Origin of the sequence: Streptomyces specialis (assembly GCF_001493375.1) — a bacterium.
Taxonomy (GTDB): Bacteria; Actinomycetota; Actinomycetes; order Streptomycetales; family Streptomycetaceae; genus Streptomyces; species Streptomyces specialis.
The window spans coordinates 1-20100 of the sequence record NZ_LN929757.1 but is presented as its reverse complement, the minus strand read 5'-3'; the positions used below and the strand labels follow the sequence as shown (position 1 = coordinate 20100).

Annotated in this window: 3 protein-coding genes and 2 pseudogenes; all 5 read right to left on the bottom strand. The window is 72.9% G+C overall.

Annotation, left to right across the window (positions count from 1 at the left end; all coding sequences use genetic code 11):
* Positions 1-9: 9 nt before the first annotated feature.
* Entirely contained in the window at positions 10-1125 is a 1116-nt protein-coding gene (locus tag BN2279_RS01360) for a tryptophan dimethylallyltransferase family protein (RefSeq protein WP_059005846.1), read from the bottom strand.
* A 22-nt stretch (positions 1126-1147) separates the two neighbouring features.
* Positions 1148-2632: pseudogene (locus BN2279_RS30085) on the bottom strand (thioesterase domain-containing protein); the annotation flags it as partial.
* Positions 2633-2640: 8 nt separating this feature from the next.
* The gene (locus BN2279_RS01350) at positions 2641-3177 is read right to left on the bottom strand and encodes an AMP-binding protein (RefSeq protein ID WP_199827596.1); all 537 of its coding nucleotides are present in this window, start codon (positions 3175-3177) and stop codon (positions 2641-2643) included.
* Between the two features lie 13 nt (positions 3178-3190).
* Positions 3191-9709, bottom strand: a complete 6519-nt coding sequence (locus tag BN2279_RS01345) for a non-ribosomal peptide synthetase (protein ID WP_059005843.1) — start codon at positions 9707-9709, stop codon at positions 3191-3193.
* A pseudogene (locus BN2279_RS01340) lies at positions 9709-19914 on the bottom strand (amino acid adenylation domain-containing protein); the annotation flags it as partial. The pseudogene BN2279_RS01340 and the gene BN2279_RS01345, both read right to left, overlap by 1 nt.
* Positions 19915-20100: the final 186 nt, after the last annotated feature.

Genomic DNA, 20100 nt, shown 5'->3' with positions numbered 1-20100 from the left:
CCTCGCCTCTCATGCCTCGCCGCCCGGGCTGTTCAGGCCGGCGTACAGCGTGCACACGGGGGCGGCGGGGTTCTTGTAGGCGACCCAGCTCAGCCGGCGCAGGCGGCGCGGTTCCGGGCCGGAGATCGCGGCCACCGTGGCCCGGTACAGCGAGGGATCCACACCCGCCATGGACATCACCAGGGCGGCCCGTTCCGCGGCGACCCCGTCGTTGACGAGATTCGGCTCCAGCGGGCAGTACAGGGTCGCCGACGACGGCACGGCGTGGTCCCGACGGAAGGTCAGGCAGGTCATCGGGGCCTTCGTCCAGCGCGCCACCGGTACCTCGCCGCCGATCGCGCGGACGACCCGGGCGAACACCCCTTCCCGGTGGTCCGCCGCCACGGCGCCGGCCCGCTCGACGGCCTCGGCGTCGACGCCCGTGTGTCGCAGGTAGACCCTCACCCGCGCGTCCTCGTCCGCGGACAGGTCGAGCCCGACGAGGGCCACCTCGTGCCCGGGAGCGTCGAGATCGCCGCCCGGGAAGTGGTCGACGACCGCCGCCCACTGCTCGGCCAGGCCCAGGCGGCGCAGCGCCTCGGCGGCCACGGACGAGGGCGGGGCGCCCGTGGCCCCGGGGTTGAGATATAACTTGAACAGCGGCGGTTCGCCCTTGGGTGACAGCGCCGCGGCGTGCATCAAGGAGAAGGGTCCGCGGGGTTCGTCCTCGGACCGGAAGAGGTCCTCGATCTCGTGGTAGCGGCCCAGGTGCACGCCGAACTCCTCGGCGAGCCGCAGTGTGAACGCGTGCCCTTCCTGCTGGCACGAGCGAGGCGTCACCGGTTCCCGCAGAGCCTCCAGCAGGACACGGACTCCGACGATCCCCGATGCCGAGTGGGCGATGGAGAACTCCAGCGGCGCCCCGTTGTTCGCCACCCATGACGTGTGGTGCTCGAAGTTCGACAGGGGGGCGGAAGCCCACGCGCCCAGCACCGACGTCAGGGCTTTCGCCTGCGGCACCAGATCGGCCGTGGAGAGACCGAGGTGCCGGCAGGCACCCTCGACGTAGGTGTTGATCAGATCGCCGTAGGAGGTGGGTATGTAGTCGGCCGCGAGCGGCCAGGGGCGGAATCGCACGCTGGTCATCGATGGTCGTCCTTCCCTGTGGTCAGCTTTGTCCGATGTGGCGGGTGATGATCTCCGCGAGCCGTGCGACCGGTCCCGGGGTGAGCATGTCCCGGTGCTCGCAAGGGATGTTGTGATTCAGCACCCTGCCCGCCACGTGTTCGCGCCAGGACTCGGCGACGGCGGAACCGTCGCCCGCGGTGAAGAAGAGGAGATCGCCCTCGATCCGGCCCGGTACGAACGTCCGCAGCAGGGTGTTGTTGCGGACCGCCGCGCGGGCGATGCCCTGTTCGCGCTGGAGGACGCGGTCACGCAAGGCCGGTTCGAGCTGGGCCAGATACTCCGCCAGCGCCTCTTCGCCGACGCCCGCCCGTTTCATCTTCTCCGTGAGCAGGGCGTCCTCGTCCTCGGTGATCAGTGGGTCCTGGCCGTCCGGGACCCGGGAGTCGAGCATCACGAGCAGCTCGACCTGTTCGCCCATGGCCTGCAACTTCGCCGCGATGGCGTGACAGACGACTCCGCCGAACGACCACCCGAGCAGTGCGTACGGGCCGGCCGGCCGCACCCGGCGCATGTGCTCGATGTAGTCGTCGGCCATGGCCTCGATGCTCTCCGGAGCCTTCGCGGCGTCGTTGATGGCGCGGGCCTGGAGCCCGTACACGGGACGGTCGGAGCCCAGGTGTGCCAGCAGCCGCGCGTAGGTCCAGCTCAGTCCCACGACGGGATGGACGCAGAACAACGGTGTCAGCGACCCCTTGGGACGGAGCGGGAGCAGCACGTCGAAGTCGTCGCCGCTGTGCTCGCTTCCGGTCCGTCGGGCCAGCTCGGCGACGGTGGGTGCCTCGAACACCGAGCGGACCGAAAGGTCCACGCCCAGCGTTTCCCGCATGCGGGACACCAGCCGTGTCGCGAGCAGGGAGTGGCCGCCGAGGTCGAAGAAGTCCTCCGTCAGCCCGACCCGGGGCAGTCCCAGGACCTCGGCGAACAGGCCGCACAGCAGCTCTTCCCGTGGGCTGAGCGGTGTGCCGGTTCCGGCCGCGCCCGCGAAGTCGGGTGCGGGCAGGGCTCGTCGGTCGAGCTTGCCGTTCGGGGTCAGCGGGATCGCGTCGAGGAGGACCATCGCCGCCGGCACCATGGGGCCGGGCAGGCGCTCGCGCAGGAACCCGGTGAGCGTGCCCGGCAGCACAGCGGCCTTCGGCCGCGCGTCCCGGTGCGGAACGGCGTAGGCGATCAGTTGCTGGTCTCCGGAGTGATCGCGCCGGGCGATCACGACGGCCTCGGTCACGTCCTCGTGCTCGGCCAGGACGGCCTGGATCTCGCCGGGTTCGATGCGGTGGCCGCGGATCTTCACCTGATCGTCGGAGCGGCCCAGGTACTCCAGGTTCCCGTCCGCGCCCCACCGCACCAGATCCCCGGTCCGGTACATCCGCTCACCCACCGAGCCGAACGGACACGCCACAAACCGCCCCGCCGTCAGCGAAGGACGCCCCAGATACCCCCGGGCCAGACCCACCCCCGCCAGATACAACCCTCTCCTTATTCACCACCCATCCCCGAGCCCACGAGCCAGGCAGAAACCCCGTTTGCCCACTGCTTCATTACTACGCTGCACACACACGCGCGTCCATCCCACCCGTCCGCCGCCTTCAGAGTTGACAAAGAGCCCGCCACCTCACCCGGCAACGCCTCACCACTACAGACGACCTGCCGCAACCCCGCCAACCGCTCCCGGCCCGCCACCCCCAGCAAAACCCGCAGCATCGACGGCACGAAATGCGCGACCGTCACCCCCTCACGCCCGATCAGCTCCGCCACCCGCTCCGCGTCCCGATGCTCACCAGGCGGCACCACCACCAAAGCCGCACCCGACAACAACGTCGCGAAAAACTCCCACACCGACACATCGAAACCAGCCGGCGTCTTCTGCACCACCCGGTCCCCCACCGACAAACCGAACCGCTCCACCATCCACACCAGCCGGTTCACCACACCCGCATGCGCCACCACCACACCCTTCGGCACACCCGTCGTCCCCGACGTGTAAATCACATAAGCCGGATACTCCACCCGCAACGGAGCACACCGCTCACCATCCCCCACATCCCCCGCCCCATACCTGTCTCTTTCTCTTATCTGTCTCTCCCCTTCCACCCCTCAGCACCTCTCCTCCGGACCTCTCGTCTGTTCTAAACAAGTCAGGAGAAGAAGTCAAAGAAGAATAAAGGTAGATAAGGACATAATATACTGTTATGCAAGAAGAAGACGGCAAACGAGATTGCTCCCTGTCTCGTGGCCCCGAAGATGTGGAAACCCCCGCCACCACACACACCGCACCCACATCACCCACCAGGAACCGCACCCGCTCCACCGGCAGCTCCGGATCCACCGGCACATACGCCGCCCCCGACTTCAACACCGCCAGCAACACCACCACCAGATCCACCGAACGCGGCACCACCACCACAACACACCGCTCCGGCCCCGCCCCCAAACCCACCAAATACCGCGCCAACCGATTCGCCCGCGCATTCAACTCCGCATAACTCAACGAAACACCCGCGGAAACCACCGCCACCGCATCCGGCGACCGCACAACCTGCCGCTCGAACAACACCGGCAACGACTCACAAGACACCGACCGAACCGTGTCATTCCACTCGTCAAGGACAAGGCGTCGTTCCTCGTCGTCCAGCAGGTCGATCGCGACGAGCCGCCGCTCGGGGTCCCTGGCCACCGTTTCCAGCAGCCGGGTGAACCGGCGGGTGATCACCGCGACGTCGGCCGCGCCGAGGACATCGGGGCGGTAGCCGAACTCGAAGGTGAGCCGCTGTCCCGGCATGGTGACGAGGGTGAGGGGGTAGTGGGACGCGGCGCCGCCGTGCCCGCCGCCGTTCGACACCCGGACGTCCCCGCCGACGCCGCCACCGGACGGGGCGTCGTGCGGGTAGTTCTCGAACACGGTCAGCGTGTCGAACAGCTCCGGGACCCCGGCCAGCCGTTGAAGCTCGGTCAGCTCCACGTGCTGGTGCGGCACGAGGGCCGCCTGCTCCCGCTGGAGCCGGGTCAGGAACGCGGCGATCGGCTCCTCGGGGCGCAGCCGGACCCGGACCGGGACCGTGTTGATCAGCAGTCCGATCATGTGAGCGCTGCCCGGCAGCTCCGGCGGGCGGATCGACACGGTCGTGCCGAACACCACGTCACCGCTTCCGGTCACCCGCCCCAGCAGCAGGGCCCACGCGCCCTGGACGAGCGTGTTCAGGGTGATACCCCACGTCCGGGCGTGGGCGGTGAGTGTCTCGGTCAGCTCCGGCGAGAGCTGGACGCGGGTCGAGGCCGGCTCGGCCGCCGCGTCCCGTGCCGGGGAGCCGGGAAGCAGCCGGGTCGGCCCGGTGAGCCCGGCCAGTGCGTCCCGCCACGCGGCGCGTGCCGCCTCCCGGTCCTGTTCCCGCAGCCATGTCAGGTACTGCCGGTACGGCGTCGGGGACGGCAGCGCCGCCTGGTCGGCGCCCGACCGGTACAGCGTGAACAGTTCACGTATGAGCAGCGGGCTGGACCAGCCGTCCAGCAGGATGTGGTGGTGGGTGAACACCAGGCGGGCATCGCCGGGAGCGAGCCGGACCAGGGTGAAACGCAGCAGCGGTGGGCGGGACGGACGGAAGCGCCGGTTCCGGTCGTCGGTGACGATGTCCGCCAGCTCGCGCCGGCGGTCGTCCTCCGCGAGGCCGGACAGGTCGATCTCCCGCCACGGCGGCTCGACATCGCGGGGCACCACCTGCACCGGTGATTCCAGCCCGTCGTCGAAGAACCCGGCGGCGAGATGCGGATGGCGCCGCAGCAGCTCCGCGGCGGCGGCCCGCAGGGCATCGCTCCGGACGTCGCCGCGCAGCTCCAGGACCCGTTGCACGAGATACGCGTCGGCCCCGCCGGCGGACCCGGCTCCGGCTTCGGTTTCGGCCCCGGCTTCGTGTTCCTGGGCATACCGCGCGTGGAACCACATGCCCTGCTGGAGCGGGGAGAGCGGCAGGATGTCCCGGACTCCCCTGTCGCCGGCCTCCCATCGCTCGATCATCCGCTGCGGGACGGGGACCATGAGGTCCGACGGGGTCAGGCCGCCCGCCGTGAGTGCCGCGAGTTCCTTCAGGACGGCGAACCACGTGTCGGCGAGGCCGGCGATCTGCTCCTCGGTGAAGTGGTTCCCCGCCCAGGACCAGCGCGCGGACAGCTCGGGGCCGCTCGCCCGGTCGTAGGTGACGGCGTTCAGATCGATGAGGTGGCGCAGCGGGGTCTCGGCGCCGTCCGTGGCCGGGACGAGGAACAGCTCGGCGTCGGTCCCGGCCTCGGCGCCGGTGCCGTTGTCGGCGGTGAACCGGCCGAGGTAGTTGAAGCCGAACGGCGGCTCGGGCCGGTCGGCCAGCACCCCGGCCGTCTCCGGGTTGAGGTGGCGCAGCAGGCCGTAGCCGATGCCGTGGTCCGGGATCTCCCGCAACTGCTCCTTGACCCGCTTGACGGCCTGTCCCAGGTCGCCGTCGCCGGGGTCGAGCCGGACCGGGTACACGCTGGTGAACCAGCCGACCGTGTCGGACACGTCCACGTCGGGGCCGATCGCGGCGGACTCCCGGCCGTGCCCCTCCAGTTCGACCAGCACCGCCGCGCCGGCCCCGCCGAGCGACGCCAGTTGGCGTCGTACGGCCACCGCGAACGCGGTCAGCAGCACATCGTTGACACCGCCGTGGAACAACGACGGCACCGTCGACAGCACCGGTCCCGCCACGTCCGGGGGCAGCGACACCCGCAGCGACCGCAGCGAGGACGAGGTGTCGGCCGCCGGGTCGAGGGACGGGACCGGGAGAGAGCCGGACGGTTCGGTGATCCCGGTCCACAGCGGCAGTTCGGCGAGCCGCCTCGGGCTGGACGCCTGCTCGGTCAGCAGGCGTGACCAGCGCCGCCATGACGTTCCGCGCCTGGCGTGCCGCCATGTCCCGCCCTCGGCCGCCGCGTCCCAGGCCGCACGCAGGTCCGGCACCAGCACCCGCCACGACACCCCGTCCACGACCAGGTGATGCAGGACCAGCAGGACCTGGCCGGGGCGTTCCCCCCGGTCGAGCCAGACGGCCCGCACCATGCGCCCGGACCAGGGATCGAGGCGCGCGACGGCGGCGGCTGCCGCCCGCCCGATCTCCTCGTCGTCGTCCGTACCGGACAGCGCGACCCGCTCGAAGCAGTCCCCCGCCAGGACCGAGCCCGGCCCGGTGATCTCCACGGTGGACCCGGTCAGCCGCATCCGCAGCGCGTCGTGCTGATCGAGGACCGCCTGCAGGCCCGTCACCAGCTCCGGCTCGCCGATCCCGGGGCGGCACCGCACCAGCATCGCCTGGTGGATGGAGCGGACGGCGGGTCCGCCGCTCGCCAGGAGCCAGCTCATGACCGGGGTCGGTGTCGCCTCGCCGACCCCGTCGTCGTCCGCCGGCGCGGGGTCCGGCTGTTCGGCCCGCGCCACCGCCATGGCCAGTTCCGCGACCGTGGGGTGCTCGAACACGTCCCGCGCGGTCGCGGTCAGGCCCGCTCCCCGCATGCGGGACACCAGGCGCAGCACCGAGATCGAATCGCCGCCCAGGTCGAAGAAGTTGTCCTCGGCTCCGACATCGGCCACCCCGAGGACGGCCGCGAACAGCTCGCACAGCGTCCGCTCGCGCGGTCCGCGCGCCGGGCGGCCACCGGATTCGCGCGCCACCGGGCCGGGAGCGGGCAGCGCGCGCCGGTCGACCTTGCCGTGCGGCGTCAGGGGCAGCGTGTCCATCACCACCACGGCGGACGGCACCAGATGGTCCGGCAGCCGGTCCCGCAACCAGGCGCGTGCCGCGTCCGGCAGGCCGCCGGCACCGTGGCCGGCGGCGGGTACGACGGAGGCGACGAGACGCCGCGCCGCGTCGGGCGTGTCCTGCCGCGCGACCACCACGGCGTGGGCGACCGCGGGATGGGTGGAGAGAACGGACTCCACCTCGCCCGGCTCGATCCGGAAGCCGCGGACCTTCACCTGATCGTCGGTGCGGCCGAGGAACTCCAGGTCGCCGTCGGCCCGCAGCCGCACCGTGTCCCCGGTCCGGTACATGCGCTCGCCCGGGCCGCCGAACGGGCACGCGACGAACCGGCTCGCCGTCAGCCCGGCGCGGCCCCAGTAGCCTCGGGCCACTCCGGCGCCGGCCACGTACAGCTCGCCCGCGGTGCCGGGCGGCACCGGACGCAGCCAGCCGTCCAGCACGTACACCCGGGTGTTGTCCAGGGGCCCGCCGATGGGGACCAGCCCGTCCGCCCCGGCCAGCGGAGCGCTCATCGTGGCGCACACGGTGATCTCGGTCGGGCCGTAGGCGTTCATCAGGTCACGCCCCGCCGACCACTCGGCCGCCAGTCCGGTGGAGATCTCCTCGCCGCCGGCGACCACGCACTCCAGGCCCGGCAGCCGGCCGGCGGGCAGCGTCGCCAGGACGGTCGGCGACAGCATCGCGTGGGTCACGCCCTGTTCGGCGCAGAACGCGGCGAGGTCGTCGCCCACCAGTCGCCGCTCCGGGACGACGAGACTCGCCCCCGCGCCCCAGGCCATCACCAGTTCGAGCACCGACGCGTCGAAACTCGGCGAGGCGAGCCGCGACACCCGGCTCGTCGCGCCCAGCGCGCACCGCGCGCGGACCGCCTCGGCGAGGTTCGGCACTCCCGCGTGCGGCACCACGACGCCCTTGGGCCGTCCGGTCGTGCCGGACGTGTAGATCATGTACGCGGGATGCGCGGGGGACAGCGGGGCGCGTCGCTCGGCGTCGGTGATGTCCGTGGCGGGCAACGCGCGCAGGGCGCGGCCCACCTCCTCGTCGTCGACGGCGATCACCGGGCCGCCGGTGCCGGGGAGCGCGCCGCCGAGGGTGAGGGTCCGGGCCGGCCGGGCGTCGGCCAGCGTCCGGCGGACGCGCTCCTCCGGGTAGTCCGGGTCGATCGGCAGGAAGGCGGCACCCGCTTTGGCCACGGCGAGCTGCGCCACCAGCAGTTCGACCGAGTTGGGCATGACCAGGGCGACGAACTGCTCGGGCCCGACGCCTTCGGCGATCAGGTACCGCGCCAGCCGGTTGGCCCGGGCGTTCAGCTCGCCGTAGCGCGTCGCCGTGCCCCCGGCCCGTACGGCGACCGCGTCCGGTGCCCCCGCGACCCGCTGTTCGAAGAGTTCGGGCAGGGTGCGGGGCCCCCGGGGCCTGCCGGTGTCGTTGTACGCGGTCAGCAGCCGGTGGCGTTCGGCGCCGGAGAGGAGGTCCAGGTGGGCGAGGCGCCGCTCCGGGGTGCGGGCCGTCGTTTCCAGCAGGTGGGAGAACCGATCGGCCAGCGCGGAGACCATGGCGCGGTCCAGCACGTCGGGGTGGTGGCTGAAACGGAGGGTGAGTTCCCGGCCGGGCGAGACGACCAGGCTCAGCGGGTAGTGCGACGCGTCGCCGCCCCGCCCGCCGCGCCGCGCCAGCCGGAACGGCGCTCCGGACTCCGCCGCCCGGGCGTCGACGGGGAAGTTCTCGAACACGGTCAAGGTGTCGAACGGCTCGTCGATGTCGGCGAGGCGCTGGATCTCGCCGAGGTCGAGGTGCTGGTGCCCCATGAGGGCCGCCTGTTCCCGTTGCAGGCGGACCAGCAGGTCGCGTATCGATTCCGCGGGCTCCAGCCGCACACGCAGCGGAACCGTGTTGATCATGAGCCCGATCATGCGGTCACTGCCCGCGAGTTCCGGTGGCCGTACGGACACCGTCGTGCCGAAGACGACGTCGTCGCCGCCGGTGACCGCGCCGAGCAGGGTCGCCCACAGCCCCTGGACGACCGTGTTCAGGGTGATGCCCCACTCCCGCGCCCTGGCGCCGAGCCGCTCGGTCAGCTCCGCCGGCAGGCGGAGCTGAAGGGCCTCCGGAACCGTCCCGGCGTCCCGCGTCGGCACTCCCGGCGCCAGCCGGGTCGGTCCCGGCAGCCCGGCCAGCGCGGTCCGCCACGCCTCGCGCGCGGCGTCGCGATCCTGCCGGTGCAGCCACTCCAGGTAGCCGCGCAGGGGCGGGACGTACGGCAGGGCCGTGGTGTCGCCGCCGGAGTGGTGGAGGGAGAACAGCTCCTGGAGCAGGAGGGGCACCGACCAGCCGTCGAGCAGGATGTGGTGGTTGGTCACGACGAGCCGCACCTCGCGAGCCGCGAGGCGGATCCATGTGAACCGCAGCAGCGGCGGACGCGTCGGTTCGAACCGGCGGCGCCAGTCCGCGTCCAGGATCTCCGCCAGCCGGTCCTCGCGGGCCCGTCCGGCGAGCCCGGACAGATCGAAGCTCTGCCACGGCACCTTGATGTCGGCCGGGATCACCTGCACGGGGGCGTCCAGGCCGTCGTGGAAGAACCCCGCGGCCAGATGCGGGTGCCTGCGCAGCAGGGCGTGCGCGGCGGACCGGAAACGTTCCTCGGCGATGTCGCCGTCCAGTTCGAGCACCTGCTGGATGACGTACACATCGCCGTCGGCGGCGCCGGACTCGAACTCGTACCAGGCGTGGAACCACAGCCCTCGCTGGAGCGGAGACAGAGGCAGGATGTCGGCGGGCTTGGCCATCACAGGTCCTTCCACGCGTTTTCGATCTGGTCGATCTGGGTCTGGTCCAGCGGGACGAGGAGATCGGACGGGGTGAGGCCGCCCGCCTCGGGGCGACGGGCATGGTCGGCGAGGCCGGTCAGCGCGGTGAACCACAGCTCGGCCAGCTCGGCCAGTCGGCCGGCGGTGAAGAGGTTCCCGGCCCACGTCCAGTGGGCGGTGAGCCGGGGGCCGTCCGGCCGGTCGTGGGTGACCGCGTTGAGGTCGATCAGGTGGCGCAGCGGCGTGGCCGGGGCGTCCGGCGCGGTGACCTGGAACAGGTCCGAGGCTCCGTCCGCCGCGGCGGCGAACCGGCCGAGGTAGTTGAAGCCGAGCAGCGGGCGGGGCAGTCCGGCCAGGACGCGGGCGGTCTCGGGATTCAGATGGCGCAGCAGGCCGTAGCCGATGCCGTGGTCCGGGATGTCGCGCAGTTGCTCCTTGACCCGTTTGACCGCACGGTCCAGATCCGTTCCCGAGCCGAGGTCGACGGCGCCGGGGTCGAGCCGCACCGGGTACATGCTGGTGAACCAGCCCACGGTGTCGGACACGTCCAGGCCGGGGCCGATCGCGTCGGCCTCCCGGCCGTGCCCCTCCACCTCGACCACGACGGCCGTGCCCGCGCCGCCGAGCGACACGCGCCACCGTGCGACCGCCGCCGCGAACGCCGCCAGCAGCACGTCGTTGACGCCGCCGTGGAACAGCGCCGGCACCTCGGTGAGCAGGGGCCGGGTCACGTCGGGCGGTAGCGACATTGTCAGTGACCGTGTCGAGGACGACGTGTCCACCGAGGGGTCCAGCGCGCGCACCGGCCAGGGGTCCGGTTGGCTCAGGATCGCCGTCCAGCGCGGCAGTTCCGCGACCCGCTCCCGGCTGAGCGCGCCCTCGGACAGCAGCCGGGACCACCGCAGCCACGACGTGCCACGACCCGCGCGCCGCCAGACGCGGCCCTCGGCGGCGGCCTCCCAGGCGGCGCGCAGGTCCGGCAGCAGGACCCGCCAGGACACGCCGTCCACCACGAGGTGGTGCAGCACCAGCAGCACCTGGCCGGAGCCGGGCCACACCGCCCGCACCATCGTTCCCGCCCGGGGCGCCAGCTTCGCCACCGCCGCCGTGGCCGCGCGCTTCAGCGCCTCGTCCCGGGCCGCCGCGTCCAGCCCGGACAGGTCGATCCGGTCGACGCAGGTCGCGGCCAGGACCGAGCCCGGCTCGGTGATCTCGACCGTCCAGGGCTCGGCCTCGCCGATCCGCATGCGCAGCGCGTCGTGCTGATCCAGTACGGCCTGGAGGCCGGCCAGGAACGCGTCCTCGGAGATCCCCGCCGGGCAGTCCACGAGCATCGCCTGGCTGACCGAGTCGACCGCCGGGCCGCCGCCGTCGAACAGCCACCTCATGATCGGTGTCGGCGGCGCGGTTCCCACGCCGTCGTCGGCGTCGTCCGTGACCACGGCCTCGGCCGCCGCCGGGGCCAGGGCCGCGACCGTCGGGTGCTCGAACACCTGGCGCGTGGTCACCACCAGCCCGGCGGCCCGGATCCGGGTCACCAGGCGCAGCGCGGAGATGGAGTCGCCGCCCAGGTCGAAGAAGTTGTCCCCGACGCCGACCGAGGGCAGGCCGAGCACGTCGGCGAACACCGCGCACAGGGTCTCCTCGCGGGCACCGCGAGGAGCGCCGCCCCGGCCGGAGGCGGCGGCGAAGTCCGGGGCGGGCAGCGCGCGCCGGTCGATCTTGCCGTTGCGGGTCAGCGGCAGCGCGTCGAGGACCACCACGGCGGCCGGGACCAGATAGTCGGGCAGCCGCTCCCGCAGGAAACGGGTGACCTCCTCGGCGAGACCGTCCCCGGCCAGGGCGGCGGGCACCGCGTACGCGATGAGGCGGCCGTCCCGCGCGATCACCGTGGCCGAGGCCACCGCGTCATGGCCGGCCAGGACCGCCTCGACCTCGCCCGGCTCGACCCGGAAGCCGCGGATCTTCACCTGATCGTCGGCACGGCCGAGGTATTCGAGCACTCCGTCGCCGTTCCAGCACACGACATCGCCGGTCCGGTACATGCGCTCGCCCGCTTCCCCGAACGGGCAGGCGACGAACCGGCTGGCGGTCGATCCGGGGTGACCCAGGTAGCCGCGTGCCACACCCGAACCGGCCAGGTACAGCTCGCCCGGTGTCCCGGGCGGCACCAGGGCGAGGCCCGCGTCGAGGACGTAGGCCCGCACGCCGGAGATCGGCGTGCCGACGGGGATCCGGTCGGGCACCTCGGCCGTCATCGGGTGGTAGGTCGCGAAGGTGGTGGTCTCCGTGGGGCCGTAGCCGTCGACCACCACCAGGCCCGGGCAGGCGGCCAGCACGCGGCGGACGGCGGGGGCCGGGACCACCGCGCCGCCGGTCCAGACCTCCCGCAGTCCGGCGAAGCAGTCCGGCGCCTCCTCGGCGAACGCCTGGAACAGCCCGGCGGTCAGCCATATCGCCGTGACCCCGTGCCGGGCGACCACCGACCGTACGACATCGGTGGTGAGGTCGCCCGGCGCGAGCACCACACGTCCGCCGGACAGCAGCGGGACCCACAGTTCGTAGGTCGACGCGTCGAACACGGCCGGCGAGTGCGCCAGCACCCGCCGGTGGGCCCCGGCGCGGAAGCATGTCGCCAGCGCGAGCCCGGTCACGTCGGCGTGCGTGACCACGACGCCCTTGGGCGTGCCGGTCGATCCGGAGGTGTACATCACGTACGCGGGGTGCGCCGCCCGCGACGGGGCGAGCCGTTCCGGGTCGGTGACGTCGTCGCCGGACCGGCCGGCGTCGTCGGCCGCCTCCACGGGGACGAACGGCATGTCGCCGACGTCCCGCGGCGCGGTGTCGTGGGGGGCCACGACGCAGACCGCCCGGGTGTCCCGGAGCATCAGCCGCACGCGGTCCGCGGGATGGTCCGGGTCGATCGGCAGGTAGCCCGCGCCCGTCTTGAGCACGGCGAGTACGGCCACGATCCGGTCCGCCGACCGGGGAACCGCCACGCCGACGAAACGCTCGGGGCCGGCGCCCGACGCGATCAGCCGGCGCGCCAGCCGGTTCGCCCGCGTGTTCACCTCGCGATACGTCAGCGACCGGTCGTCCCCGACCACGGCGACGGCGTCGGGAGTGAGCCCGGCCTGACGCTCGAACAGCGCCTGGACCGGCTCGTTCCCGGCCGCCGGCGCGTCCCCGGTGCCGAACGCCGACAGCGCGCGGTGCTCCTCGGCGGAGAGCAGGTCGATCGCGCCGACCCGCAGGCCGGGATCGGCCGTCGCCGCGTCGAGCAGGCGGACCAGCCGACGGCCCAGCGCCTCGACGGTCTCCCGGTCGTACAGGTCGGCGCTGTACTCGACGTGCGCCGAGATCCCGTCCGGGCCGCCGTCGGCGGCCCGGCGTTCGCGCATGCTGAAGGTGAGGTCGAACCGGGCGGTGCGCCCGGTGACGGGCACCTGCTCGACCCGCGTGCCGGGCAGGGTCAGGCTGACGTCGGCGTTGTTCTGGAGCACCAGCATGATCTGGAAGAGCGGATGGCGGGCCAGCGTCCGGTGCGGGTGCAGCGCGTCGACGAGGTGCTCGAACGGCAGGTCCTGGTGCGCGTACGCGGCCAGCGCCCGCTCGCGCACCTGGCTGAGCACATCGGCGAACGTCGGGTTGCCACTGGTGTCGGTGCGCAGCACCAGCGTGTTGACGAACAGGCCGACCAGGTCGTCCAGGTCCGCGTCGGTGCGGCCCGCCACCGGGGTGCCGATCGGAATGTCGGTGCCCGCGCCCAGTCGCGTCAGCAGTGCCGCGAGTGCGGCCTGAAGGACCATGAACACCGTGGCGCCCGCGGCCCGCGCGGTGTCCACGATCCGGGCGTGCGTCCGGGGGTCGATCGCGAACTCCAGGTCGCCACCGCGGTGGGTGGCGACGCCGGGCCTCGGCCGGTCGCCGGGCAGCCCCACCTGTTCGGGCAGATCCCGCAGCGCGTCCCGCCAGTACGCGAGCTGGTCCGCGATCGGGCCGGCCGGATCGTCCACGGCGCCCAGCGACTCCCGCTGCCATACCGCGTAGTCGGCGTACCGCACGGGGAGCGCCGGCCACACCGGCGGCCGGCCGGCGACCCGCGCCGTGTAGGCCAGGCCCAGGTCGCGCAGGAGCGGTCCCATCGACCAGCCGTCGCTCGCGCTGTGGTGCACGACCAGGACGAACGTCCAGGCGTCGGCGGTCCGCAGCAGCTCGGCGCGGACCGGTATCCCGGCCGACAGGTCGAAGCCGTGCCGGGCGGCGCGTGCCACCACCTCGGGCACGTCCTCCGGCGCGACGGTGGTGACCGGCATCGGGACGGCCGCGCGCGGCGGGAGGATCCGCTGCACGGCCTCGCCGTCCGCCTCCTCGATCACCGTGCGCAGCGGCTCGTGCCGGTTCACCACATCGGTGAGCGCGGCGCGCAGCGCTTCGGGGTCGAGTGTCCCGGTCATCCGCAGGACCACCGGCATGTTGTAGACGGGGTTCGGGCCGTCGAGCCGGTGCAGGAACCACAGCCGCTGCTGCGCGAAGGACACCGGCACCAGATCGGCGCCCGCGGCGGGCCGCAGAGCGGGCCGGGTCGTGCCGGAGGCCCGCCTGAGCCGGCGTGCCAGCCCGGTCACGGTCGGCTCCTCGAACACCGACCGGACGGACAGTTCGACGCCGAGCGCGGCGCGGACCCGGGAGACCAGCCGCGTCGCCAGCAGGGAATGCCCGCCCAGGTCGAAGAAGCCGTCGTCCACCCCGACCCGCGTCAGCCCCAGCACCTCGGCGAACAGGCCGCAGAGCACCTCCTCCTCGGGGGTACGGGGCGCCCCGCCGCTCGTGGCGGCCTGGAAGTCCGGGGCGGGCAGCGCCGGCTGGTCCACCTTGCCGTTGCGGGTCAGCGGCAGCGCGTCGAGGACCACCACGGCGGCCGGGACCAGATGGTCCGGCAGCCGCTCGCGCAGGAAGTCCACCAGGGTGGCGGGGTCGACGCCCGCGGCGGCGTCGGCGGGCGTCACGTACGCGACGAGGCGGGGGTCGCCCGGCCGGTCCTCGCGGACGACCACCGCGGTCTGCGACACGGTCTTGTGCGTGGACAGCACGGACGCCACCTCGCCCGGCTCGACCCGGAAGCCGCGGATCTTCACCTGGTCGTCGGCACGGCCGACGAACTCCAGGTTGCCGTCCCGCCACCAGCGCACCACGTCGCCCGTCCGGTACATCCGGCCGCCGAACGGGCAGGCCACGAACCGGCTCGCGGTCAGCGAGGGGCGTCCCAGGTAGCCGCGGGCCAGGCCGGCACCCGCGAGGTACAGCTCGCCGGCCACGCCCGGTGGCACCGGCCGCAGACGGTCGTCGAGCACGTAGACCCTCATGTTGGTGAGGGGCGTCCCGATGGGCACGAGCCGTTCGGTCCCGGTCAGCGGCGCGCTCATGGTGGCTCCGACGGTGGCCTCCGTCGGGCCGTAGCCGTTGAGCACCGTGCGGCCCGCGGCCCACCGCCCGATGAGTCCCGGCGACACCGATTCGCCGCCGACGAGAACACATTCCAGGCTGGGCAGGCCGTCCTCGGGGAGGGGCGCCAGGACGGTCGGCGGCAGCGTCGCGTAGGTGACGCCGCGCCGGTCGATGAACGCGGCGAGTTCGTCGCCCGCCATCCCGCTGTCCGGCAGTTCGAGCCGGGCGCCGGAGGCCAGGGCCATCCAGATCTCCCACACCGTGATGTCGAAGCTCAGCGAGGCGAACTGGAGGACCCGGGCGCCCGGCCCGGCACCGCAGCGCCGCGCGGCCGAGACGGCGAGGCTGGGCAGGCCCCGGTGGCTGACCACGACGCCCTTGGGCCGCCCGGTGGTGCCGGAGGTGTAGATGACGTACGCGGCGTTGGCCGGGGTCAGCGGGGCCGCGCGGTCGGCGTCGGTGACGTCGTGTCCGGGCCGGGCGGCCACGGCGGCGCGCACGTCCGGGTCGTCGAGCCGGAGGACGGGGACCGTCCGGGGTCCGGCGACGGCGTCCCGGGCGGTCACCAGGCAGACCGGGCGGGTCTCGTCGATCATGAGGCGGATCCGCTCCGCCGGCAGGTCCGGGTCGATCGGCACGTAGCCGGCACCGGACTTGAGCACGGCGAGCATCGCCGTGATCATGTCCACCGACCGGGGGACGGCCAGGGCCACGAACCGCTCAGGACCGGCGCCCTGGCCGATCAGATGGCGTGCGAGCCGGTTCGCGCGGGCATTCAGCTCGGCATAGGTGACGGACTCGTTCTCGTCGGCGACCGCCACCGTGTCCGGCGTGCGCCGGACCTGACGCTCCAGCAACTCCGAGGCGGGCACGTCGGGCACGTCGCGCGCCGTGTCGTTCCACGCGTGCAGCAGCCGGTTCCGCTCGGCCTCACCGAGGATGTCGATCGCGCCGAGGCGGGTACCCGGGTCCGTGACCGCCGCGTCCAGGAACTGCACCCAACGTTCCACCATCGACTCGACGGTGGCGGCGTCGTAGAGATCGGTGCGGTACTCCACCCAGCCCCCGATGCCCCGCGCGCCGTCACCGTCGTCCGGGCGTTCCCGGAGGCTGAAGGTGAGATCGAACCGCGCGTCGTTGACGGTCGCGGCCGGCTCCCGGGTCACCCGGAGTCCCGGCAGCGCCGGGGTCGCGTCCGCCGCGTTCTGGAGCACCAGCAGGATCTGGAAGAGCGGATGGTGCGACAGGGTCCGGCGGGGGCTGGGCGCGCCCACCAGCCGCTCGAACGGCAGGTCCTGGTTCGCGTACGCCGACAGCGCCGTTTCGCGCACCCGGTCCAGCAGTTCGGCGAAGGTCGGGTCGCCGGAGGTGTCCGTGCGCAGCACCAGGGTGTTGACGAAGAACCCGACGAGATCGTCGAGGGCCTCGTCGGTGCGGCCGGCCACGGGCGACCCGATGGGGATGTCCGTGCCCGCGCCCAGTCGCGTCAGCAGCCCCGCCAGCGCGGCCTGGAGCACCATGAACACGCTGACACCCGCGGCCCGCGCGGCACGCACCAGCCGGGCGTGCGTCGCGGGACCGATCTCGAAGGCCATCCCGGCGCCCCGCGAGGCGGCGACCGCCGGCCGGGGCCGGTCACCGGGCAGCCCGACCTGCTCGGGCAGTCCGGCCAGCGCCTCCTTCCAGTACGCGAGCTGCGCCGCGATGGGACTTCCCGGGTCGTCCAGCGAGCCGAGGAGGTCCCGCTGCCACAGCGCGTAGTCCGCGTACTGCACCGGCAGTGGCGCCCAGGACGGCCGGTCGCCAGCGGCCCGCGCGGCATAGGCGTGGGACAGGTCGTTCAGCAGAGGCCGCGTCGACCAGCCGTCATGGGCCACATGGTGGACGACGAGGCACAGGACCCAGGTTCCGGAGCCGGTGATCCGCAGCAGTGCCGCCCGCAGCGGTATGTCCCTGGCCAGGTCGAAGCCCTGCCCGGCGATGTCGGCCAGCGCGTCGGGCAGCCCGGCCTCGGTCACCTCCGTCACGGGCAGCGGCATCTCCACGTCGGCGGGAAGGATCGTCTGCACCGGTGTGCCGTCGATCTCGGTGAAGACCGTCCGCAGCGCCTCGTGCCGGGCGACGACATCGGCCAGCGCCGCGCGCAACGCGTCCTCGTCCAGGTCTCCGCCGAGCCGGAACACCACCGGAACGCCCGTGGCGGGGGCTTCGCCGTCCAGGCGGTTCATGAACCGCATGCGCTGCTGGGCGAACGAGACCGGCACACGCTCGGGCCGCTCCATGGGCACCAGGGCGGGGCGCGTCGCGCCCGACGCCGCCGTGGCCCGGCGCGCGAGGTCCGCGACCGTGGGTGCCTCGAAGACCGCCCGCACCGACAGTTCGGTGCCCAGCGCGGCGCGGACCCGGGAGACGAGGCGGGTCGCCAGCAGGGAGTGGCCGCCCAGGTCGAAGAAGTTGTCGTGCACCCCGACCCCGGGCAGGCCCAGCACGTCGGCGAACAGACCGCACATGACTTCTTCCGGTCCGGTCCGCGGTGCCGTGCCCGTTCCGCCCATGGCCGCGTAGTCCGGGGCCGGGAGCGCCGGGCGGTCGATCTTGCCGTTGCGTGTGAGCGGCATCTCGGGAAGGACCACGACGGCGGCGGGCACCAGGTAGTCCGGCAGCCGTTCCCGCAGGTGGTCCCGCAACGCGGTGCCGTCGGCGCCCTCGGCGGCCGGGACCACGTACGCCACCAGGCGGGCGTCGCCCGGCCGGTCCTCGCGGACGATCACCACCGCCTGGGCGACCGTTTCGTGGCCGGAGAGCACGGCCTCGGCCTCGCCGGGCTCGATCCGGAACCCGCGGATCTTCACCTGATCGTCCGCGCGGCCCACGAACTCAAGGTCGCCGTCCCGCCGCCACCGGACGACATCACCGGTGCGGTACATGCGCTCGCCCGCCGGGCCGAACGGGCAGGCCAGGAACCGGCCCGCGGTCGCGGCGGGGCGCCCCGGGGAGCCCCGGGCCAGCCCGAGGCCCGTGACGTACAGCTCGCCCGCCACACCCGGCGGGACCGGGCGCAACCGGCTGTCGAGCACGTACACCCGGGTGTTGTCCAGCGGGCGTCCGATCGGGACCGGGCCGCCCCGCGTGGCGTCGAGGGCGTCGCTGAGCGTGGCGCCCACCGTGGTCTCGGTGGGGCCGTATCCGTTGATGATCCGGCGACCGGCCGACCATCGGGACACCAGGCCCGGCGGCGCGGCCTCGCCGAACAGGACGACGCACTCCAGGCCGGGCAGGTCGTCGGGCGCCAGCGTTGCCAGCACCGACGGCGGCAGGGTCGCGTGGGTGACGCGGTGTCCGACGAGAAGGTCCGTCAGCTCGGCGCCGACGAGTCCGCTGTCCGGCACCACCAGGCAGGCCCCGGACAGCAGGGCGAGGAAGGTCTCCGCTGTCGCGGCGTCGAAGCTCGGCGAGGCGAGCTGCGCCACCCGGCTGTCCGGGGTGACCCGGCACCGGTCGGCGAGCGCCCGCACGAGGTTCGGCAGGCCGCGGTGGGACACCACGACGCCCTTGGGTGTGCCGCTGGTCCCCGAGGTGTAGATGACGTAGGCCGCGTGGGAGGCCGAGACGGCGGGCCGGTCGAGGTCGTCGCCTGAGTAGGTGGCGAGCCGGCGCCGGCTGTCCCGCGCGTCGAGCGGGAACACCGGGGTGTCACCGACGTCGCCCAGCGTCGCGTGGACTTCCGTGGTGGTGACCAGGCAGACCGGGGCGGTGTCGCCGAGCATGGCCCGGATCCGCTGGGCCGGGTAGTCGGGGTCCACCGGAAGGTAGGCCGCCCCTGTCTTGAGCACCGCCAGGAGGGCGACGACCATGTCGGCCGAACGTGGCGTCGCGAGGGCCACGAAACGCTCCGGGCCGGCGCCCAGGGTGATCAGGTGCCGTGCCAGCCGGTTCGCGCGGGCGTTGAGTTCGGCGTAGGTGAGCGACACGCCCGCGGACACCACCGCCTCGGCGTCCGGGGTCCGGGCCGCCTGACGCTCGAACAGCACCGGTACGGGAGTGTCGGTGATGTCGCGCGCCGTTTCGTTGCGCACCGCGAGGAGCTCGTGCCGTTCCTCGCCCGTGAGCAGGTCGATCGCGCCGATCCGGCGGGCCGGGTCGGCGGTGGCGAGGTCGAGGAACCGGATCCAGCGCTGGACGAGCGTGGTGACGGTGTCCTCGTCGTAGAGGTCCGTGGTGTATTCGACCCATCCGGCGATGCCCTGCGGGGTGCCGTCGGGGCCGCGTTCCTCGCGCAGGCTGAACGTCAGGTCGAAACGGGCCCTGTTCCCGAGTACGCGTTCGCGGGTGGTGTGGATGCCGGGCAGGTCGAGTTCCGCCTCGGCATTGTTCTGCAAGACCAGCATGATCTGGAACAACGGATGATGCGCCAGCGAACGATGCGGATTGAGAACATCCACCAAACGCTCGAACGGCACGTCCTGATGCGCATACGCCGACAGCGCGGTCTCCCGCACCCGCCCCAGCAACTCCAGGAAATCCGGATCCCCACTCGTATCCGTCCGCAACACCAGAGTGTTCACGAAGAACCCGACCAGATCATCCAGCGCCTCATCCATACGCCCGGCCACCGGCGTCCCGATCGGGATATCCGTCCCCGCGCCCAACCGCGTCAAAAGACCCGCCAACGCCGCCTCAAGCACCATGAACACACTCGCACCCGCCGAACGCGCCACGCCCGCGACCCGCTCATGCCCCCCCGCCGGCACCCGGAACGTCATCCCCGCACCCCCGCCTCTTATACACATCTGACGCTGCCCCCGACGCGCCTAGTGTAGCTCTTCCGGGTGCTCGCACGACACCTATAACAAAAACACCTCGTGCGACTTCGCATTCAACTGCACAGCCACCCTAACGTCCCCTGTGCCTCAATCCGTGTA